This is a genomic window from Pseudomonas sp. NPDC077408, assembly GCF_050269105.1.
GTDB lineage: Bacteria > Pseudomonadota > Gammaproteobacteria > Pseudomonadales > Pseudomonadaceae > Stutzerimonas.
This window is the reverse complement of sequence record NZ_JBNNHS010000013.1, coordinates 67,616-85,063: the sequence shown is the minus strand read 5'-3', so window position 1 is coordinate 85,063 and position 17,448 is coordinate 67,616. Positions and strand designations below refer to the sequence as shown.

Genomic DNA, 17,448 nt, shown 5'->3' with positions numbered 1-17,448 from the left:
ATCAGTCTCCGTCGTGGGCGTTGAAGCCGATCTGCACTCCGAGGGCGCGCGCCAGTTCGGTCTGGTGCAGACGGTGCAAAGCATCGATGTCCTGGTACAGCGCATCGAGACGTGCTCGACCGGCTTCGTCGGCAATCAACTCACTGAACGGCAGCATGATATCCACCAGATGCTGGCGCGCCGTTTCGTACGCGACATCGATGCGTTTGGTCAGATCAGCCTGCTCGGTCGGTACCAGCGCCTTGAGACCGTTCCCATCCGTGCCCAACCAGAGTTGCTGAGCGCCAGCGAGCGCGGCATCGATGCTGGGCAGAGTGGCATCGCTGCGCCAGGCTTCGGCCTGGAAGGGCTGCGGAAAGCCTTTGCTCTGGCGACCCAGCGGTGCGCCGAGTTTTTTCTTCAGGCCGTCCAGTGCAGTGACCTGGACTCGGAGCAGGTCGGCAATCGCTTCGGCTGATTCGGCGTAGCGCTCGTTGGGAAATTCGCTCAGCTGGGCGGCCATGCCGTCTTTGGCCTTCCAGGTCTGCAGCATGTCGGCCGCGAGCTTCTGCTGATGCTCACCGATGGCTTGCAGCAAGGGGCAATAGCGCGCCTTGGTCGCGCTGTCGGTCAGATCGACGGCCTTGTCGTACAGCACATATTCATAGGCAGAAAGCCCTTGCAGTACGACGCTGCCGCTCTCCAGGTCCGCCTGCGTCAGTTGGGGCTTCCTTTTCAACAGCGAGCCGATCTGGCGACCAACCAGGTTCTTCTTGTCAGGCCAGAACTGTACTTGCCAGGCCCGGTTGCCCTCACCCATCGGCCCGATCAGCAAGGGCTGCAATCCGGCCCAGGCGAGCTGCGCCTGAAGAAACGCCTCGCGCGCATCGGCCAGCTCTTCGTTGTCTGCACAGAAGGCGATGCTGCTGGCTGCCATACGGCGGTTGGCTTCGGCCCAGTCGGCATAGGCAGGCAACAGCACTTCCTCGGTCAGTGCCTGGCTTGTCTGCGCGTATGGATCGGATGGTGCACAGGCACCTAATAGCAGGCCCAGTGCGGTGGCAGTGACGGCACGGAAGATTCGGTTGGGGTACATGTTGCTCCTCAGGGCTGGGCACGGGTGCGTCTGGTTCGGCATTAAAGAGACTCGAGAAAGGCCAGCAGGGCGCTGCGCTCATCGCTGTCGAAGCCGAGCACGGCCTGCTTGGCGCGCTCCGCTTCGCCGCCGTGCCAGAGTATGGCTTCGAGCGGATTGCGCGCGCGACCGTCATGCAGAAGCTGGGTATGCCCGCTGACAGCCTCGGTCATGCCGAGGCCCCAGAGCGGCGGGGTACGCCATTCACGCCCCGTGGCCTCGAATTCCGGACGGTGATCGGCCAGCCCTTCGCCCATGTCATGCAGCAGCAGGTCGGTATACGGGCGGATCACCTGGTTAGCGAGTTCCGGCTCGGCCGCCTCGCCAGTCGTGAATTTCGGGATGTGGCAGCTTTGGCAACCCGCGCGGTGGAACAACGTCTTGCCCGCCAGCACTTGCGGGTCATCCACGTTGCGTCGAGCCGGTACGCCCAGGTTGCGTGAATAAAACAGCACCAGCGACAGAATGTGGTCGCTGACTTCAGGCTCGCCGCCGTCGGGCATCGCCAGGCAATCGGTCTGCGCTTGCGTGCAGCTGTTGCCCGACAGCAGGCTGGTAGTCAGTCCCATGTCGTTGAAGAATGCATCAGCGTTCTGTTGGTTCAGGTTCGGCTGCCCGGCTTTCCAGCCGAAGCGACCCAGGCTGGTCTCACGTGTGACCTGATCGAACACCCGGTTCGGGCGCCCGGAAATGCCATCACCGTTGCGGTCGTCCGGGTCGGCGTTGGCGAGTATCGCCGCTTCCGGGATCGCCTCCAGCAGGCCAAGGCCGACCATTGCGGGCGCCACGCGAACCGAGAACTGGGTGTCGGGATGCATCGGGCCGTAGCCCAGGTCAGTAATTGTCAGCTGCGGCGAACGCAGTTCGACTTGGAAGCCGTCGGCGAATCGTTCGGTGTGCGTACTGTAGCTGAGGCGAACCTTGCCCTCCGGCGCGACGCCGGGAATCGCCATGTCCTGCAGCTGGCCGCCATAGGTGGGCTCGGGCGCGATGCCTCGCTCATGGATAACCTCGGCGTGCTCCTTGCCTGCCGGAATCGACAGGCGCACCAGCATCGACACTGCATTGCCACGCTCGGCTTCCGCCGGACGACCACGACCGTCCTTGATGTGGCAGTTCTGACAGGCGTTGGTGTTGAGCAACGGTCCAAGGCCGTCGCGTGCCGTCGTCGAGGAGGGCGCGATGACCCAAGGGTTGCGAAAGAAGCTGTTGCCGACGCTGAAGTCCAGACGGCGAACCGGTGACAGGTTGGCGGATGGCATCGAGAAGGCGTTCTGGTCGGACTTGATGACCGTGGTGCTGCCACCCGATAGCGCCTCGCCTGGTTCTGCCTGTTCAAAGCGTGGCGGGTTTTCATCGCAAGCCGTCAGGCCCAAAGCCAGCAGCAGCGAAACGACAGGGAAGAAAAACGGACGCATCGGTAGCCCAAGGCCTTTGAAAGGGCGCTAATGTTAGCAGGCTACGGGTGGTTGAATAAGAGCAATTTGCATTTGGCGAAAAGCCGATTGCCAGTCAAGCAGTAAAGCTGGCGTCAGAGGGCGCATCAGTGCCAGAGGGGCGGCGTTGCGCCACCCCTTAGGCCGGTGTATCAGAACTCGTGGTCAGCGGTGTCCGGGTTCAGGTCGCTGATGCCCAATGCGGCAGCTGCCTTCTCGATCGAACCGGTCTGCTGAACCAGCGCGGCGATCGCAGCGCGGACCTTTTCCTGGCCTTCGCTGTTATCTGGACCGATCAACTGATCGAAGGCCTCACCGTTCTCGGCGCTTTCGACCAGCACGCGCAGCTTGGCTTCGGTGGTTTCCAGGTCCGTCTTAAGAGTGCTGTTGACCTCAGGCGCAGTGCCTTCGACCAGCGATGCCAGGCTTGGACCGGTCAGCTTGCTGCCATCGATGCGCTCGTACTCGCCGAGGTAGACGTTACGAATGCCTTTGGCGTTGTAGTAGTGGGAGTTATGCGTGTTGTCGCTGAAGCAGTCGTGCTCGTCTTCTGGCGAGTTGGCTTCAAGTGCGACTTTCATGCGTTCGCCGGCCAGCTCGCCCAGCGACAGGCTACCCATACCGAAGAACATTTTGCGCAGGCCATTTTCGGCCGACTCTTTTTCGAGGCGGGCGCGGTAGTTGTCTGCGCCCGGCTTCCACTCGTTGACCATTTCTTCGAGGTCACTGACCAGCAGCTCGGTGGCGGCCTTCAGGTAGGCGCGACGGCGGTCGCAATTGCCGCCGGTGCAGCCTTCACCTTCGATGAAGTCGCTCACCGGACGTTCGCCAGCGCCAGCGTTGGTGCCGTTCAGGTCCTGACCCCAGAGAAGGAACTCGATGGCATGGTAGCCAGTGGCGACGTTGGCTTCGGATCCGGCCAGTTCGTTAAGGCTGGCAAGCTTCTCACCGGTGATCTCGCTGACGTCGATCTTGTCTTCGCCAATCTGCAGCTCTTTGTTGGCGATGATGTTGGCGGTGGCGCCAGGGTTGCCGAGGGCGTGCTGATAGTCGCCTTTGACGTAGTCGATCATGCCTTCGTCCAGCGGCCAGGCGTTGAGCTGACCTTCCCAGTCGTCGACGACCGGGTTGCCGAAACGGAACACTTCGCTCTGCATATACGGAACGCGGGCGGCGATCCAGGCCGCTTTGGCCGCTTGCAGGGTTTCTTCGGTCGGATTGGCCAGGAGAGCGTCGACGGCTTCCTGCAGTTTCAGAGCGGCACTGTGCGCGTCGCTGAAGACAGCATGTGCGATATCGGCGTAGTGCTTGACCACTGCCTGCGCGGCTTCGCTGTTCACGGTCTCTTGGGCAGCCGGTGCCGGTTCGCTCTGGGTTGTGGCGGCTTGCGGGGCAGCGGCCTGTTCGGCCGGTGCTTTGTCTTCGCCGCAACCAGCGAGTGAAATGGCGACAGCCAGAAGGCTGGCGGTAGCCCAGACGGGAGTGCGTAGCATGGCGGGTTCCTTTGCTTGCAGGGTGGTGTGAGTGAGCCGACAGCAGGGCTGCGACAAACGGATGCAGAACATAATGCGAAAGATTTGCATTTTGTGCAAAGAAAATGCGTGTAACAGGTCGCGTATCGCCTCAGCCGGTGCGGCTAGAATGCCACCTCCGAGTCTGGTTACCTTATGGAGTCGCCCTGATGAGCCTGAGTGCCGCCGTTGCATGGGTCCTGCTGTTTCTCGCCGCGGCTTATGCCGTGGTTCTCTATAACGGTCTGGTGCGACTCAAGCATGGAGTAAGCAAGGCCTGGTCGAACATTGATGTGCTGTTGCGCCAGCGTCATGATGAATTGCCCAAGCTGGTGGAAACCTGCAAGCAGTACATGCAGCACGAACGCAGCACCCTGGAGCAGGTGATCAGGGCGCGCACTGCGGTCTCCGATGCGCGCGAGCAAGGCAACGTTGGTGCGCTTGGCCAGGCCGAAACCGGACTGCGCGCCGGACTCGGACGCCTCTTCGCCTTGGCCGAGAGCTATCCAGAGCTGCGTGCGAACGAGAGCTTTCGTCATTTGCAGCAGCGCATCAGTGGGCTGGAAAGTGGTATCGCCGATCGCCGCGAGCTCTACAACGAATCAGTCAATCTGAACAACGTACGCATCGAGCAGTTTCCCGATGTCTTGCTGGCTCGCGCGTTCGGTTTCCGCGCCGCCCCTTTGCTGCAGTTCAGCGAGGCGGAAAAAGCCAATGTCGACCTGAAGCCGCTGTTCAGTTGAGCTGGGGGTTCAGGTGCTGCTGATCGCTGCAGGCGTGGCGATGTGTCTGGTTGGCGGCTGGCTGTGGGTCAGTCGCTGGTCGAAACTGCGCCACTTGCTGGATACGCCGACTTCGAGGATTCGCTCGGCTGCGCAAGGTTATGTCGAGCTGGCCGGGGTGCTGCGCGACCTTCCCGATACGCCGCCATTAATAGCACCGCTGACGGCCACGCCCTGCCTCTGGTGGCGCTATCGTATCGAGGAGTACCGAACCGGCAGCAAGCGCGGCAGCTGGAACGTGTTGGAACAGGGCAGCAGCGATGGGCTGTTGCGGTTGTTTGATGCGACCGGAGACTGCCTGATCGATCCTCGAGGCGCTGAAGTACTCCCCGCACGGCGTGATTGCTGGACTGGTGACCAGCGCCACCCTCGAGGTGCGCCGTCCAGCGGTGTGCTGGCCTGGCTCACTGGCCACCGTCAGTACCGGTACACCGAAGAGCGATTGCACGCTGACGAGCCGTTGTATGCGATTGGCGAGTTTCGTACATCTGGTGGTGGCCGGCACGGCCTTGACCTGCAGGCTGCCCAGGGCCAAGTGGTGCGCGAATGGAAAGAAGACTACGCCGGACTATTGCAGCGTTTTGACCATAATCGCGACGGCCAGCTCGATCAGGCGGAGTGGAGCCGTGTGCGCCTCGCCGCCAGCCTGGAAGCGCAACAACGCCATCGACTAGCCAGCGGCCGGCAAGCGCTGCACAAGCTGGCGCGCCCCGCTGAGGATTTGCCGTTCGTGCTGTCCAGTCATGGTGAGGAAGTGCTCGTTCGGCGCTATCGCGGGCAGGCGGCTGGCGGGGCGATGCTTTGTCTGCTTGGCGCGGCGTTGCTGGCAACCCGGGTGGTAGGTTGAGCCACGACGGCAGAGTCAGCCAGCCATGCACGTATCGCTTAGCGATGATTTTGATGGAGCGCGATGTCGATGACAGGGCCGTTATTTGCGCGCTGCTGTGCGCTCGCTGATTTCGCTTGGTACATCGCCTCATCAGCGCGCCTGAGCAGCGATGCTTCGTCAGTTCCGTGCTCTGGAAAGTGAGCCACGCCGATGCTCGGTTGAACCGCAAGGGCCAAGCCGGCGAGCTCTATCGGCGCCTGCATCGCTGCGAGAATGTGAGTGACTACAACTGCCGTATCGGCTGCTGTCGGGCTGCCTTCCAGCAACACGACGAATTCGTCGCCACCCATTCTCGCAACCGTGTCGGTTTCACGGGTGTGTTGGGTAAGCCGACGAGCGAAGGCTTGCAGCAGCAGGTCGCCCACGCTGTGCCCATAACCATCGTTGACCTGTTTGAACCCATTAAGATCCAGATACAGCAGTGATAACCGCTCGTCATTGCGCCGCGCGCGCGCCAGGGCGGTTTTTAGCCGGTCGAAGAGGAAGGCGCGGTTGGGTAGACCGGTAAGCTCATCGTATTGCGCCATCCGCTCGAGGCGAGCCTGCAGCTGTTTGCGTTCGATGGCGGTGGCGACCTGGTTGGCTATGAACTGCAGCAGGTCTATGTCTTGCTCGCAATAAGTCGCGTTCTGTGCCGTATCGTTGAGTAGTAGCGCGCCGATGCAGCCCTGACGGGTCGAGAGTGGCGCTGCTAACCAGCAGAAGCTCTCCGTGGCGGTCAATGCCTTGAGGGTGTCGCAGACGTTTTCGCTACTCGCTGTCAGCAGCAGCGCCTGCCCGGTCCGAGTGACTTCTGCGCACAGCACCGCAGCCGGATCGAGGGGAAGTCGTGCTGGCTCGCCATCGGTTCTGACGTAAGCAAATGTCGGCCGGCCCTGATCGGGCGCGTTCAAGGCGACGAAAAAGCTCGGCGTCGGGATAAGCCGGCTGGTGATCTGATGGACCTGTTCGAACAGCGAGGTCAGATCGGCGGCATTATGGGCCGCCTCGGATATTGCGTAGACCGCTTCTTGCAGCGATTCGGAACGCTTGCGTCGGGTAATGTCGCGCGCCACACCGACACGTAACTGGTCATCTTTTGACCAGCGGGCCGACCACATGATATCTACTCGTTGTCCGTCTCTGCGGATATAACGATTTTCGAAATGCAGGCTGGGCTGGCCTGACATCACCTGCTGCGCCGCCAGCAGGGTGCGCTCGCGGTCTTCGGGCGCCACCAGCTCCATCATCTGCCGACCGATCATCTCCTCCTGCGTATAGCCAAAAATGCTTTCGCAAGCAGCGCTGACATAGACGAAGCAGCCATCGGCGTCGACCACGCAGACCGCATCAAGCATCAAATCCAGAACAGTTTCCAGCGAGGGGGGAGGCTCGGTTTTCATCGTACGTACCACTTGAGCACTGCGCGGTATGGGGACGGACCGGTCTTGGGTGCTTTGAGTGTAGGCGAGCGCCTCGGAAGCGGACAGCTGCTTTGACGGCACTAAGTCATCTTCACTGGACGCTATGATCATCATCCACGCTTTTCAGCAATCCAGATGGTATGCCGGGTGCCGCGATTCCCGTGCGCGAACACTTGGACTTCTTCGGCGAGGAAACCCGACCTGGCAAGTCGTTGGGAGAAGGCCTGATCGGCACTGGCCGACCATACGGCAAGCAGACCTTTGGGGCGCAGCGCCCTGGCGCAAGCGTCGAGCCCGGCTGAGGAATACAACCAGCTGTTGCTCTTGCGGGTCAGCCCCTCGGGACCGTTGTCTACATCGAGCATGATGGCGTCATAACCCTGCGGCTCGCTCTTCAGAACCTCGGCGACATCGCTACGCAGCACGCGGGTTCTTGGATCGTTGATCGGCATGCCGGACTTCGCGCCCAACGGGCCACGGTTCCAGTTGATCACGCCGGGAACCAGCTCAGCGACGTGCACCTCGGCATCATCGCCGAGATGTCTGAGCGCCGAAGCGAGGGTGAAGCCCATGCCCAAGCCGCCAATCAGCACGCGTGGTTGCGGCCGCTGCGCGATCTTGCGGCAGGGTATCTCCGCCAGCGCGTCTTCCGAGCCGTGCGTGCGGGTGTTCATAAGCTGGTTACCGTTACCGCCCTGAATCTTGATAACGAAGTCGTCGCCATACTCGAACAGGCACAGGGCGCCGCCGCCATCCGGAATTTCGGCGGTGTCGATCAATACAAAACGCTTCATCGGTGACGCTCTTGGGTTGGCATTAGAGGGGCCGCGCTTGGTGCACGGCGCGGCGAGCAGCGTTTATAACTGCTCGGAGTTGAGCCTGTGCTCGAACCCCAGCGATTGCTCTAGCAAAGCGGTTAGTTCAGGCGCCGCTACGGGTTTGCTGTAGTAGTAACCCTGGCCTTCGTTGCAGCCTTCGTCGATCAGGTAGCGTTCCTGCTCGGCGGTCTCCACACCCTCGGCAATTACTAGCATGCCCAGGCTCTTGCCCAGCTGGATGATGGCTCGAACGATGGTCGTATCGCCTTCAACAGCCGCCATATCGCGAACGAAGCTCTTGTCGATTTTGATCTTGTCCAGCGGCAAACTTTTCAAATAGCTCAGCGATGAATAGCCGGTGCCGAAATCATCAATGGCGATCAATGCGCCGGAGCGGCGCAGGCAGTGCAGGTTATGGGTGGCGGCGGCGATGTCTTCCATCAGGCCGGTTTCCGTCACCTCGAGCTCTAGCGTCTCGGGCGGCAGCCTGTGACTGCTGAGCAGGTTGCTGATCATAGCCGGCAGCCCGGCGTGGTGCAGTTGAACCGTGGACAGGTTGACTGCCATGCGCAGATCACTGAAACCTTGTTGATGCCATTCGCTCAGTTGTTGGCAGGCCTGGTCGAGCACCCACTCGCCTATGGCGATAATGCTGCCGTTCTGTTCGGCGAGAGGGATGAATATATCGGGCGGAACCATCTTGCCGCTTGGGTGAGACCAGCGAAGCAAGGCTTCGACACCGGTGATGCGTTTGAGGCGGTAGTCGATCTGCGGCTGATAGACCAGATGAAACTCCCCCCGGGTAAGCGCCTCGGCCAGGTCATTCTGCAACTCGCGGCGCGTCCTCATTTCGCTGTCGATGCTGGCTACGTAGAACTGATAGCGATTGCGTGAGCGGCTCTTGGCCAGTGTCATGGTCTGCTCAGCTTTCTGCAGCAGCTTTTCAGTGCTGCTACCGTCTTCGGGGTACAGGGTGATGCCGATGGTGGCGCGCAACCGTATGTGCTGATCGTCGAGGGTGACGGGCCGCTCCAGATCATCGAGCACCTTCTGCGCCAGCTCGGCGGCTTCGTAGGGTTGTTCGAAACCGACCAGCACCAGTACGAATTGGTCGCCGCCCAGCCGGGCGAGTGCTCCGACACGCCCACTCTGGCTGCGTAGACGATCGGCCAGCGCTACCAGCAGGCGATCGCCGTTCTGGTAGCTGAACTGTTCGTTCATGCCCTTGAAATCGTCCAGCCCGAGGCAGAGCACGGCCACGCGACGTTGCAGCCGGGCGGCTTCGCTCAGAATGTTGTCCAGTTGCTGTTGCAACTGCAGGCGGTTGGGCAGGTTGGTGAGCGAGTCGTATTGGGTCATGCGTTGCAGGTTGCTTTCGGCGGCATGGCGCAACTGCATGTTGTGCTGAATAGAGGCGAGCAGACCGTTGGCCGTTTCGACCCAAAGACCCAGTTCATTGCGCTCATGCCCCTTAGGCATCGGCAACGAGTGTTCGCCGGGGCGGCCCGGGTTGATACGCGACATGTGCTCGATGAGCTTGGTCAGCGGTCGTGTCAGCAGCCATTCATAGATCAGATACAGCAGTAAGCCCAGTACCAGTGCACGCAGGATGCCGACGACAAAGAGCACGGCCGAGCTGCTGAGAAACGCTTCGCCATAGGGGGCGGTATCGAGTGTGATACGCAGGTCGCCGTAGTACTCGTTATAAGGCGGGCGGCCGATCAGGGGGATCGAGAACTCCTGATCGCGACCTAGTATCGGGTCGGTCAACCAACGCGAGGAACGTGGCATGAGCGGGCGGGACTTGGCCGCCAGCGGCGCTTCCCCGGGGTGTCCAATCGAGGCTTTACGAATCGACTCGTGCTGGAACAGTCCTTCCATGACCTGCGCGCCCATTTCCCGGTCCAGACTATAGATCGCCTGAGTGGACGGGTCGCGGGTCATACGCAGGATTCGTTGGGCTTCGGCATCGATCAGCTGGCGGGTCTTGTAGGCATCGAAGACGATCTGCGCGCAGCTCAGTACCAGGCCAACGGCAAGCGCAGACAGCAGAACGATGCGGAGCAGCTTCCTAGACAGACTGTTGCGCAATGCGGTCAATAGAACTTCCTTCTTCCGAGCCGGTGCCCAGCGCAAGTATTGGTTGTCGTGAGTGATGCGTCAAAGACGGCGGGTATGCGCGCGAGGCAAAACGTATCAGATTGTTGGATGTTTTGCCGGGCCCTTGATCGAATCCAGAGTGAACCGTAAAGAGACGCCTCAGGGCTATGCCATAGGCCCCAGCGAGCTTTGATCGCAGAGTTAGCCAACAGGACTCGCTTCCTTTACCTCGCAACCCTTGATGACCATCCGGATGATCGTTTCCGCGGCGGCTTCATAGTCAGCATCATCGAGTTCTGGCTTGCCGGTAACTGCGGAAATCTGCCAATCGAAATCGGCGTAGGTCTGGGTCGCCGCCCAGATGCTGAACATCAGGTGATGAGGGTCGACCGTCGCCATCAGTCCCTTTTCAATCCAGCCCCGGATGCGAGCCACATTATGGCTAGCCTGAGCATTGAGCTGCGCGGCACGCTCGGCTGGTAGATGTGGCGCGCCATGCATGATCTCGCTGGCAAATACCTTAGAGGCACAAGCGTGTTCCCTGGAAATACGAATCTTGGTGCGGATGTAGGCGCGTAACACGTCAGCCGGTTCGCCCGGCTGATTGAACGGAGCAGACGCCTGCAGCAAGGGCTCGACGATGCTGTCCAGTACCTCGCGATAGAGGTTTTCCTTGCTTTTGAAATAGTAGTAGACGTTGGGCTTGGGCAGCCCGGCGCGGTCCGCGATGTCGCTGGTCTTGCTGGCGGCGAAGCCCTTCTCGGCGAATTCTTCGCTGGCAGCACGAAGGATCAGTTCTTTGTTGCGTTCGCGGATACTGGACATAGGGCCTGTTCAATTCATGACCACCCAGCCTGGTGGCCTGCCGCCGCATCCTAGCATCGGCTTCCGAACGGCCTCAAGGCAGGACGGCAACCTAGATGAGCGGAGCCTGAGCGCTGGAAGACGGCAAGCGTATGCCTTCCGCCGAGTCATGTCTGTAGAGGGAGCAAGTCAAGAGCGCCGGTCCACAGCGCTCAATCGAGCTGGCACTGCGCTGTCCGCCAAACGGTCATCAAGCCTCGGTTGTTTCGACCGATAGAATGTTGGCGTCAAACATTATTTATGTATACACATTGCTATCAAGGTTGTGTACGTTAACAAAAAACAACAGAGGTAACGCACATGCCTTTCATGCAACGCAGTATTCAATGGCAATTGATCGTCAGCATGGGGGCGGCCTTGCTGACCAGCATCCTGATCGTCATTCTGATTTATTCATCGGCAGTCAATCGCCTCGCCGAGCGCTACCTGGTCGGGCAAGCGTTGCCTGCCAATATTTCGGCAATCCGCAACGATATTGAGCGCACATTGGCGGCGCCGATTACCGCGACGGCCGGGATTGCCGGCAATACGCTGGTTCAGGACTGGCTGCGTGAAGGCGAGAGCGCTGACCAGGCGGACGCGATGGGCCGTTACCTTGCGGGCGTCAAGGCTCAGCAGAACGCGTTGACCACCTCGATTGCCGTGCTCGACAGTGGCAACTACTACTCCGAAGCGGGACTCTCGCGAACGCTCAATCGCAGTGCTGCGGGTGACGGCTGGTTCTACGGCCTGGTCGACAGCGGTATCGAACGGCGCTTTGAAATCGACATCGACAAAGCCTCTCGCCAGCCGACCTTGTTCATCAACCAGCGCATCGAGGCTGACGGCAAGACGGTGGGTGTGGCGGGTCTTGGCTTCAGTCTCAAAAGCATGTCCGAGCTGGTCAGCAACTTCCGCTTCGGCGAGCGCGGTGAGGTGTACCTCATCGCCGCGGATGGCCGCGTCAAGGTTCACCCCAAAACCGAGAACAACGACCAAGTCGAGCTTAGCGCGCTGACAGGCAGCGATGCCGCGCAGAAGCTCCTCAATGGCGCTCCCGACGCGGTGCGATTCGAGCGTGACGGCGAAGCCTTCCTGGCGATCGCTCAGCCTCTGGAAAGTCTGGGTTGGGTGCTGGTCAGTGAAGTGCCGGAAGCAGAAATCTTTGCCGAGGCGCGCCGCACAATGTGGACCATTAGCCTGATTGGCGCCTGCATCGCACTGGTTTTCCTTGGCCTGGTGGTGCTGCTGGCGCGCGGGCTGGTGAAGCCGATCCGCCAGGTCACCCAGGCGCTCGTTGAAATTGGTGGCGGCGGTGGCGACCTTACCCGTCGTCTGGACGAGAGCCGGGCCGACGAGCTGGGTGATTTGGCGCGTGGCTTCAACCGGTTCATCGGTAGTCTGCGCGAATTGATCGGCGATGTGCTGAACACCAGCCAGCAACTGCGCACCGCTGTCGGACAGGTGACTCAGGTGGTCGACAACACCGCGACACGTGCCGGTCGTCAGCATGAGATGACCGATATGGTTGCCACTGCGGTGCATGAGATGGGCCTGACCGTGCAGGAGATCGCGCGCAACGCCAGCAATGCCGCACAGGCCTCACAAGGTGCACGCAGCGAGGCGATGGACGCGCGTAAAGTCGTCAGCGACTCGATCGCTCATGTCGAGAAGATGTCAGGCGAGATTAGCCGTGCGGCTGAGTCGGTTACTGACCTGGCGCAGCAGGTCGCGTCCATCGACAAGGTGCTGGCGGTGATCCGGAGCATCTCCGAACAGACCAACCTGCTGGCCCTCAACGCGGCCATCGAGGCGGCTCGTGCCGGCGAGATGGGGCGTGGTTTCGCGGTGGTTGCCGATGAAGTACGAACGCTTGCCAGCCGGACCCAGACGTCGACGGATGAAATTCAGCAAATGATCCAGGGGCTCAAGAGTGGTGCCGAGAATGCAGTCAATTCGATGCATGCGGGACAGGCTGCGACCGGTGCTGGGGTGCAAGCCAGCCAGCGCACGGGGCTTTCCCTCGGTGCCATCACCGAACAGGTCGAGGCGATCAGTGACATGAACACCCAAGTGGCGGCAGCGACCGAAGAGCAGAGCAGCGTTACTGAGGAGATCACCCATAACGTGCAAGGCATTGCCGATCTGGCACAGGCGACTGCCAGCGATGTGCAGGGTTGTCGTGAAGATTGTCAGCAGTTGAGTCGTCTGGCGGATGATCTCAGTCGGCAGATGGGTAGCTTCAAGCTCTGATGGCCCTGCGCGTCCCTCTTGATGAGTGGCTGCGCGCTGACGGTTCGCTATCACCGGTAGCCATGTAGCAATAAAAAAGCAGCCATCTGGCTGCTTTTTTTTGTAGCTGGCTGCGGTTAAAAGTGAGCCTTTACCAGCAAGCTGGCGGTGTTCTGGTTGGTGCCCCCGACCAGATCGCTCACAAACCCACCGTCTTCTATGCCGTACTTGTCAGACCAGTAGTCGTATTCAATACCGACGTAGAGTTTGCCCGGCTCGCCGTCCAGCGCCTTGCCCAGGTCGTACTTGATCTGAGGGTTGATATGCAGGTTTTTCGACATGAAGTCTCCGCTGCGCTCGGAGCCGGCATCGTTGACTACCCAGTCGATGAAACCATCGAACAGAATGTCCGATTTGCCGACCGGGAAGGTCATGGCCCAGGTCGGCGTGACCTGCCACTGGCCCGAGGCGCGGCGGGTGGTGCCGTCGGGTTTGCGATAGTAGACGTTGATGGCCAGTCGATCGAAGCCGGGCACGTCGAGATCGACAGCTGGGCCGAGCAGGTAGGTCTGATTGGGTCGGCCGGCGCTGCTTTCGCCGCGCTCGTAGGTGGCTGCCAGCAGCACGTCCTTGACCGGGCCGAAGCTCATGTCCTGGCCGCTCAGTTTGCCGAACGACAGGCGCGGGCTGAACTCGCCGTAGTAGGTGTGTCCATCGTCACCGGACAGGCCGTTGTACCACTTGCTGTCGACGAACAGGAACATGTCGCCCCAGCTCCAGCCGCTGGCATGCTCGAAGGTTACGGTCTGCTGGATCTCGCCAGCGTCGACTTTGAAATCCTTGCCGTAGAGATAGCTGAGGCTGTTGTTCTGCCACTGCAGCATGCCATCGGCGAAGGCCGGGGCGGACAGCAGGCAGCCGGCCAGTGCCAGCGACAGGGGAGTGCGCTTGAAAGTCATGGAGATACCCTTTGGTTTTGTTGTTGTGATGAATGCGGGTGCAGCGCCCGGCTCGTCTGGCCGGGCGCGGGGTCGATCAGCCGGTAGGTGTCAGCTGAGCCGAAGGGTCCGAGGTGGTGGCTTTCGGATGGACTTTGGAGTAATCGGGGATATTCACGGCCAAAGTGTTGGTGCCGACCGAGTCCTCGATCAGATTGTCCGGATCGTAATCATCCATTTCTTCCGGCTCGCGCGGGAGGAAGAAGTTGAGCAGGATGGCGCTGAAGGCACCGATGGTGATCGGTGATCCGAAGATGTTCTTCAGGACATCGGGCAGGTTGGTCAGCACTTCCGGAACGGCGGCGACGCCAAGCCCCAGGCCCAGCGAGATCGCCACGATAAGCATGTTGCGGCGGTTGAGGCCCGCTTCGGCGAGGATCTTGATCCCGGCGATGGCTACGGTGCCGAACATGATCAGCGTGGCGCCGCCAAGCACCGGCTTGGGCATCAGTTGCAACACGCCTCCGACTACCGGGAACAGCGCCAGCAGGATCAGGATGCCGGCGATGTAGAGCCCGACGTGGCGACTGGCGACGCCGGTCAGCTGGATCACGCCATTGTTCTGGCTAAAGGTGGTCATGGGCAGGCTGTTGAAGGTGGCCGCCAGCAGCGAGCTGCAGCCATCGCCAAGAATGCCGCCCTTGATCCGCTTCATGTACAGCGGGCCCTTGACCGGCTGGCGCGAGATCATCGAGTTGGCAGTCAGGTCGCCAGCGGTTTCCAGCGGTGTGATCAGAAAGATCACCGCGATCGGGATGAAGGCCATCCAGTCGAAGGCGAAGCCGAACTTGAATGGCTGCGGCACGCTGACGGCCGGCAAGGCGGCGAGGCTGGAAAAATCCACCATGCCCATCATCCAGGCGGCCACGTAGCCGACCACCAGCGCGACGATCACGGCTGACAAGCGCAGCAGCGGAATGCCGAAGCGGTTGAGTACGATAATGGTGCCCAGCACCAGTCCGGCCAATGCCAGATTCTGCAGGGCGCCCGGGTTTTCAGCGCCGTAGCCGCCAGCGATATCGGTCATCGAGACCTTGATCAGCGACAGGCCCATCAGGCTGATGATGGTGCCGGTGACCACGGGCGTGATGATTCGGCGCAGCTTGTCGATGCATCGACTGACAGCGATTTCCACGAAAGCCGCGCAGAAGCTCACGCCGAACAGCGTGGCCAGAATGTCTTCCGGCGTTCCCCCGCGATTCTTGACGATAAAGCCGGCCGCGAGAATCACGCTGAGAAAGCCGAAGCTGGTGCCCTGCAGGCAGAGCATGCCGGCGCCGATTGGGCCAATGCGCTTGGCCTGGATGAAGGTGCCGATGCCGGAGACGAACAGCGCCATGCTGACGAGGTAGGGCACATAATCGCCCAGGCCTAGCACGCTGCCGATGATCAGGGTGGGGGTGATGACCCCGACGAAGCTGGCGAGTACGTGCTGTATCGCCGCGAATGTAGCGGGGATCGGACCCGGGCGATCTTCGAGTTGATAGATCAGGTCCTGGTTGGGAGCGTCACCGCTCCTGGATTCGGTTGCGGTCATGAGTCAAGCCTGCCATTCGTTATTGTTCGGTCATGGGCTTTCGAGGCTGCACGGACCTCGCTACCTGATCGTCGAAAAGCTGTTCGATCGGTCAGGTTGGACTCGACTATAACAACCTGTGAACAGCTGTTGAAACAAGAAATTTGAAAATTGTGCACAATTATGGCGGGCGAGCCTCGATAGCCCGCCAGGCATGGCGCTGCAACGGTTACCGGTCAGCGGTTGGCTTGCAATTCGCGGGAGACGTTCTCGGCCAGGCCGGCGCCGGCTTCGCTCATGGTCAGGTAGGTGCGATCTGCGCCGGCCTCCTCAATCTGCTGGGCAATGTCTTCGTACATCGCATGGGAGACGATCAGCCCTTCGAACCCTTTGCCGCGCAGTTTGCGCGTGGAGATGATCTTGGCTTCGGCATCGTTCATCGCCAGGATCACCGCCTCGACCTTGTTCATCTCCAGGCTTTCCCAGAACATCTGGTCTTCGGCGTCAGCGAACAGTACGTGGCGGCCTTTCTCGCTGCTCTTTTCTACGGTTACCGGGTCCGAATCGAGACTGATCAATCGCCAGCCCTGATTCTGCAGGTGATCGTAGGCAGCACGTCCGGTGCGGCCCATACCCATGATCAGGATCTGCGCGTCACCCAGCGACACCGGTTGCTCGTCAGGGTGGCGTGTGTTGCGCTCCAGAGGGATCAGGCGTCTGGCAAAGCGGTCGTAGAGCGGGTGGGAGATACGATTGAGCTGAGCGGAAATGACGAACGACAGGGCCACGGTGATGGCCAGCGGGGTGAGCCATTGCGGGAGCACCACACTGGCAACGATCAGGCCGAATTCGCTGTAGTTGGTCAGGCTCGAGGCGCTGAGAAAGGCACTGCGCGCGCGCAGGCGGAACAGCAGGAACAGGAAGAAGAACAGTGCGCCTTTCAACGGCAGTAGCAACGCCGCCGCGCCGGCAAAGAGCATGGCCTCCATGCCCGGCAATCCACCGATGCCAATCTGCAGAAAAAAGCCGACCAGAAAGACTTCCTTGATGGCCCACAGCGAATTGGAAAGCTCGGTGGCGCGCTTGTGCTTGGCCAGCATTGCACCAAAGGCCAGTGCGCCCAGTTCCGAACTGAGGCCCACATATTCGAAGCCGAGACCGCCTGCGACCAGCGCCAGCATCAGCCCCAGCAGCACCATCAGCTCCTCGTGGCCGCTGTGATCGAGCAGGCGGAACAGCAACGGGCGCAGCAGCGGAAGGCCGAACACCAGCAGCGCCCAAGCCGAAGGAACCTTGCCACTGGCGATGCTCATCACCACCAGGGCGATCAGGTCCTGAATGATCAGTACGCCAATGGCCACTCGGCCGTGAAAGGCACGCAGCTCGCGCTTGCCTTCCAGTACCTTGGCCGCCAGTACGGTGCTAGAGAACGACAATGCGACCGCCAGCAGCACACTCTCGCGCCAGCTGGTGTCGAGAAACAGGAGAATCGCCGGCAGTACGACCAGGCTGGATATGCCGAAGTGGAGCAGGCTGCCGCCGATGACTTCGCGGCGAACCAGGTTGCTCAGCTTGAGCTTGAGGCCTACGGTGAACAGCAGTAGCAGCACACCCAGATGCGCAAGGTGTTCGAGAATCACGCTGTCGGTCGGGCCGACCCCGACGTGTTCACCAAAGGCGGCCAACGCAAAGCCGGCGCCTAGATAGCCAATCAGGGGTGGCAACCCGATCGAACGTGCCGCGAGGCCGAGGATGAATGCGAAGGCGATCCAGGTTGCTTCGATCATGGGTCAGACCTTCTCGTTC

13 protein-coding genes and 1 pseudogene are annotated in these 17,448 nt (G+C 60.8%); 4 read left to right on the top strand and 10 right to left on the bottom strand.

Translation table 11 applies throughout. The features are described from left to right. Position 1 precedes the first annotated feature (1 nt). The 3 genes from ACQKEK_RS21910 to ACQKEK_RS21900 all read right to left on the bottom strand — a co-directional run bounded on the left by ACQKEK_RS21910 (position 2) and on the right by ACQKEK_RS21900 (position 4,043). Positions 2 to 1,075, bottom strand: a complete 1,074-nt coding sequence (locus ACQKEK_RS21910; RefSeq protein ID WP_499144318.1) for an imelysin family protein — start codon at positions 1,073 to 1,075, stop codon at positions 2 to 4. 41 nt (positions 1,076 to 1,116) lie between these two features. Continuing rightward, on the bottom strand, positions 1,117 to 2,532 hold the full coding sequence (locus ACQKEK_RS21905; protein ID WP_499144317.1) for a di-heme oxidoreductase family protein: 1,416 nt from the start codon (positions 2,530 to 2,532) through the stop codon (positions 1,117 to 1,119). 170 nt (positions 2,533 to 2,702) lie between these two features. Beyond that, positions 2,703 to 4,043 (bottom strand): imelysin family protein, encoded by a 1,341-nt coding sequence (locus ACQKEK_RS21900; RefSeq protein WP_499144316.1) that lies wholly within the window; start codon positions 4,041 to 4,043, stop codon positions 2,703 to 2,705. Between the two features lie 188 nt (positions 4,044 to 4,231). Between ACQKEK_RS21900 and ACQKEK_RS21895 the strand changes: the two genes are divergently transcribed. Next, the gene (locus ACQKEK_RS21895) at positions 4,232 to 4,804 is read left to right on the top strand and encodes a LemA family protein (protein WP_499144315.1); all 573 of its coding nucleotides are present in this window, start codon (positions 4,232 to 4,234) and stop codon (positions 4,802 to 4,804) included. 40 nt (positions 4,805 to 4,844) lie between these two features. Next, a complete protein-coding gene (locus tag ACQKEK_RS21890; protein WP_499144336.1) occupies positions 4,845 to 5,690 on the top strand; it encodes a GIDE domain-containing protein in 846 nt (281 codons plus the stop codon). A gap of 38 nt (positions 5,691 to 5,728) precedes the next feature. Here ACQKEK_RS21890 and ACQKEK_RS21885 read toward each other — a convergent pair whose 3' ends face one another. From ACQKEK_RS21885 to ACQKEK_RS21870, 4 genes are all read right to left on the bottom strand, one after another. Continuing rightward, positions 5,729 to 7,114: a sensor domain-containing protein gene (locus ACQKEK_RS21885; RefSeq protein WP_499144314.1), complete on the bottom strand. Its 1,386-nt coding sequence runs from the start codon at positions 7,112 to 7,114 to the stop codon at positions 5,729 to 5,731. 131 nt (positions 7,115 to 7,245) lie between these two features. Continuing rightward, positions 7,246 to 7,929: a spermidine synthase gene (locus ACQKEK_RS21880; RefSeq protein WP_499144313.1), complete on the bottom strand. Its 684-nt coding sequence runs from the start codon at positions 7,927 to 7,929 to the stop codon at positions 7,246 to 7,248. A 63-nt stretch (positions 7,930 to 7,992) separates the two neighbouring features. Continuing rightward, on the bottom strand, positions 7,993 to 10,053 hold the full coding sequence (locus ACQKEK_RS21875; protein WP_128121862.1) for a putative bifunctional diguanylate cyclase/phosphodiesterase: 2,061 nt from the start codon (positions 10,051 to 10,053) through the stop codon (positions 7,993 to 7,995). Between the two features lie 201 nt (positions 10,054 to 10,254). Further along, positions 10,255 to 10,878 carry a TetR/AcrR family transcriptional regulator gene (locus ACQKEK_RS21870; RefSeq protein ID WP_499144312.1) on the bottom strand — a complete coding sequence of 208 codons (624 nt, stop codon included), beginning with the start codon at positions 10,876 to 10,878 and terminating at the stop codon, positions 10,255 to 10,257. 339 nt (positions 10,879 to 11,217) lie between these two features. On the opposite strand from ACQKEK_RS21870, the pseudogene ACQKEK_RS21865 reads away from it, so the two are divergent. Continuing rightward, positions 11,218 to 12,294: pseudogene (locus tag ACQKEK_RS21865) on the top strand (HAMP domain-containing protein); the annotation flags it as partial. Positions 12,295 to 12,411: 117 nt separating this feature from the next. Next, a complete protein-coding gene (locus ACQKEK_RS21860; protein WP_499144335.1) occupies positions 12,412 to 13,149 on the top strand; it encodes a methyl-accepting chemotaxis protein in 738 nt (245 codons plus the stop codon). A gap of 116 nt (positions 13,150 to 13,265) precedes the next feature. Here the strand turns inward: ACQKEK_RS21860 and ACQKEK_RS21855 are convergent, their stop codons facing one another. The 3 genes from ACQKEK_RS21855 to ACQKEK_RS21845 form a co-directional block, all read right to left on the bottom strand. Further along, positions 13,266 to 14,087, bottom strand: a complete 822-nt coding sequence (locus tag ACQKEK_RS21855; protein ID WP_499144311.1) for an outer membrane protein OmpK — start codon at positions 14,085 to 14,087, stop codon at positions 13,266 to 13,268. A gap of 76 nt (positions 14,088 to 14,163) precedes the next feature. Next, positions 14,164 to 15,663, bottom strand: coding sequence for a nucleobase:cation symporter-2 family protein (locus ACQKEK_RS21850; protein ID WP_127839912.1), 1,500 nt, complete (start codon positions 15,661 to 15,663; stop codon positions 14,164 to 14,166). A gap of 215 nt (positions 15,664 to 15,878) precedes the next feature. Then, positions 15,879 to 17,429, bottom strand: coding sequence for a cation:proton antiporter domain-containing protein (locus ACQKEK_RS21845; RefSeq protein WP_216707203.1), 1,551 nt, complete (start codon positions 17,427 to 17,429; stop codon positions 15,879 to 15,881). Positions 17,430 to 17,448: the final 19 nt, after the last annotated feature.

Coding starts and splice junctions, on each gene's coding strand:
- ACQKEK_RS21910 (WP_499144318.1), bottom strand. CDS start 1,075: ATGTACCCCAACCGAATCTTCCGTGCCGTCACTGCCACCGCACTGGGC.
- ACQKEK_RS21905 (WP_499144317.1), bottom strand. CDS start 2,532: ATGCGTCCGTTTTTCTTCCCTGTCGTTTCGCTGCTGCTGGCTTTGGGC.
- ACQKEK_RS21900 (WP_499144316.1), bottom strand. CDS start 4,043: ATGCTACGCACTCCCGTCTGGGCTACCGCCAGCCTTCTGGCTGTCGCC.
- ACQKEK_RS21895 (WP_499144315.1), top strand. CDS start 4,232: ATGAGCCTGAGTGCCGCCGTTGCATGGGTCCTGCTGTTTCTCGCCGCG.
- ACQKEK_RS21890 (WP_499144336.1), top strand. CDS start 4,845: ATGTGTCTGGTTGGCGGCTGGCTGTGGGTCAGTCGCTGGTCGAAACTG.
- ACQKEK_RS21885 (WP_499144314.1), bottom strand. CDS start 7,114: ATGAAAACCGAGCCTCCCCCCTCGCTGGAAACTGTTCTGGATTTGATG.
- ACQKEK_RS21880 (WP_499144313.1), bottom strand. CDS start 7,929: ATGAAGCGTTTTGTATTGATCGACACCGCCGAAATTCCGGATGGCGGC.
- ACQKEK_RS21870 (WP_499144312.1), bottom strand. CDS start 10,878: ATGTCCAGTATCCGCGAACGCAACAAAGAACTGATCCTTCGTGCTGCC.
- ACQKEK_RS21860 (WP_499144335.1), top strand. CDS start 12,412: ATGACCGATATGGTTGCCACTGCGGTGCATGAGATGGGCCTGACCGTG.
- ACQKEK_RS21855 (WP_499144311.1), bottom strand. CDS start 14,087: ATGACTTTCAAGCGCACTCCCCTGTCGCTGGCACTGGCCGGCTGCCTG.
- ACQKEK_RS21850 (WP_127839912.1), bottom strand. CDS start 15,663: ATGACCGCAACCGAATCCAGGAGCGGTGACGCTCCCAACCAGGACCTG.
- ACQKEK_RS21845 (WP_216707203.1), bottom strand. CDS start 17,429: ATGATCGAAGCAACCTGGATCGCCTTCGCATTCATCCTCGGCCTCGCG.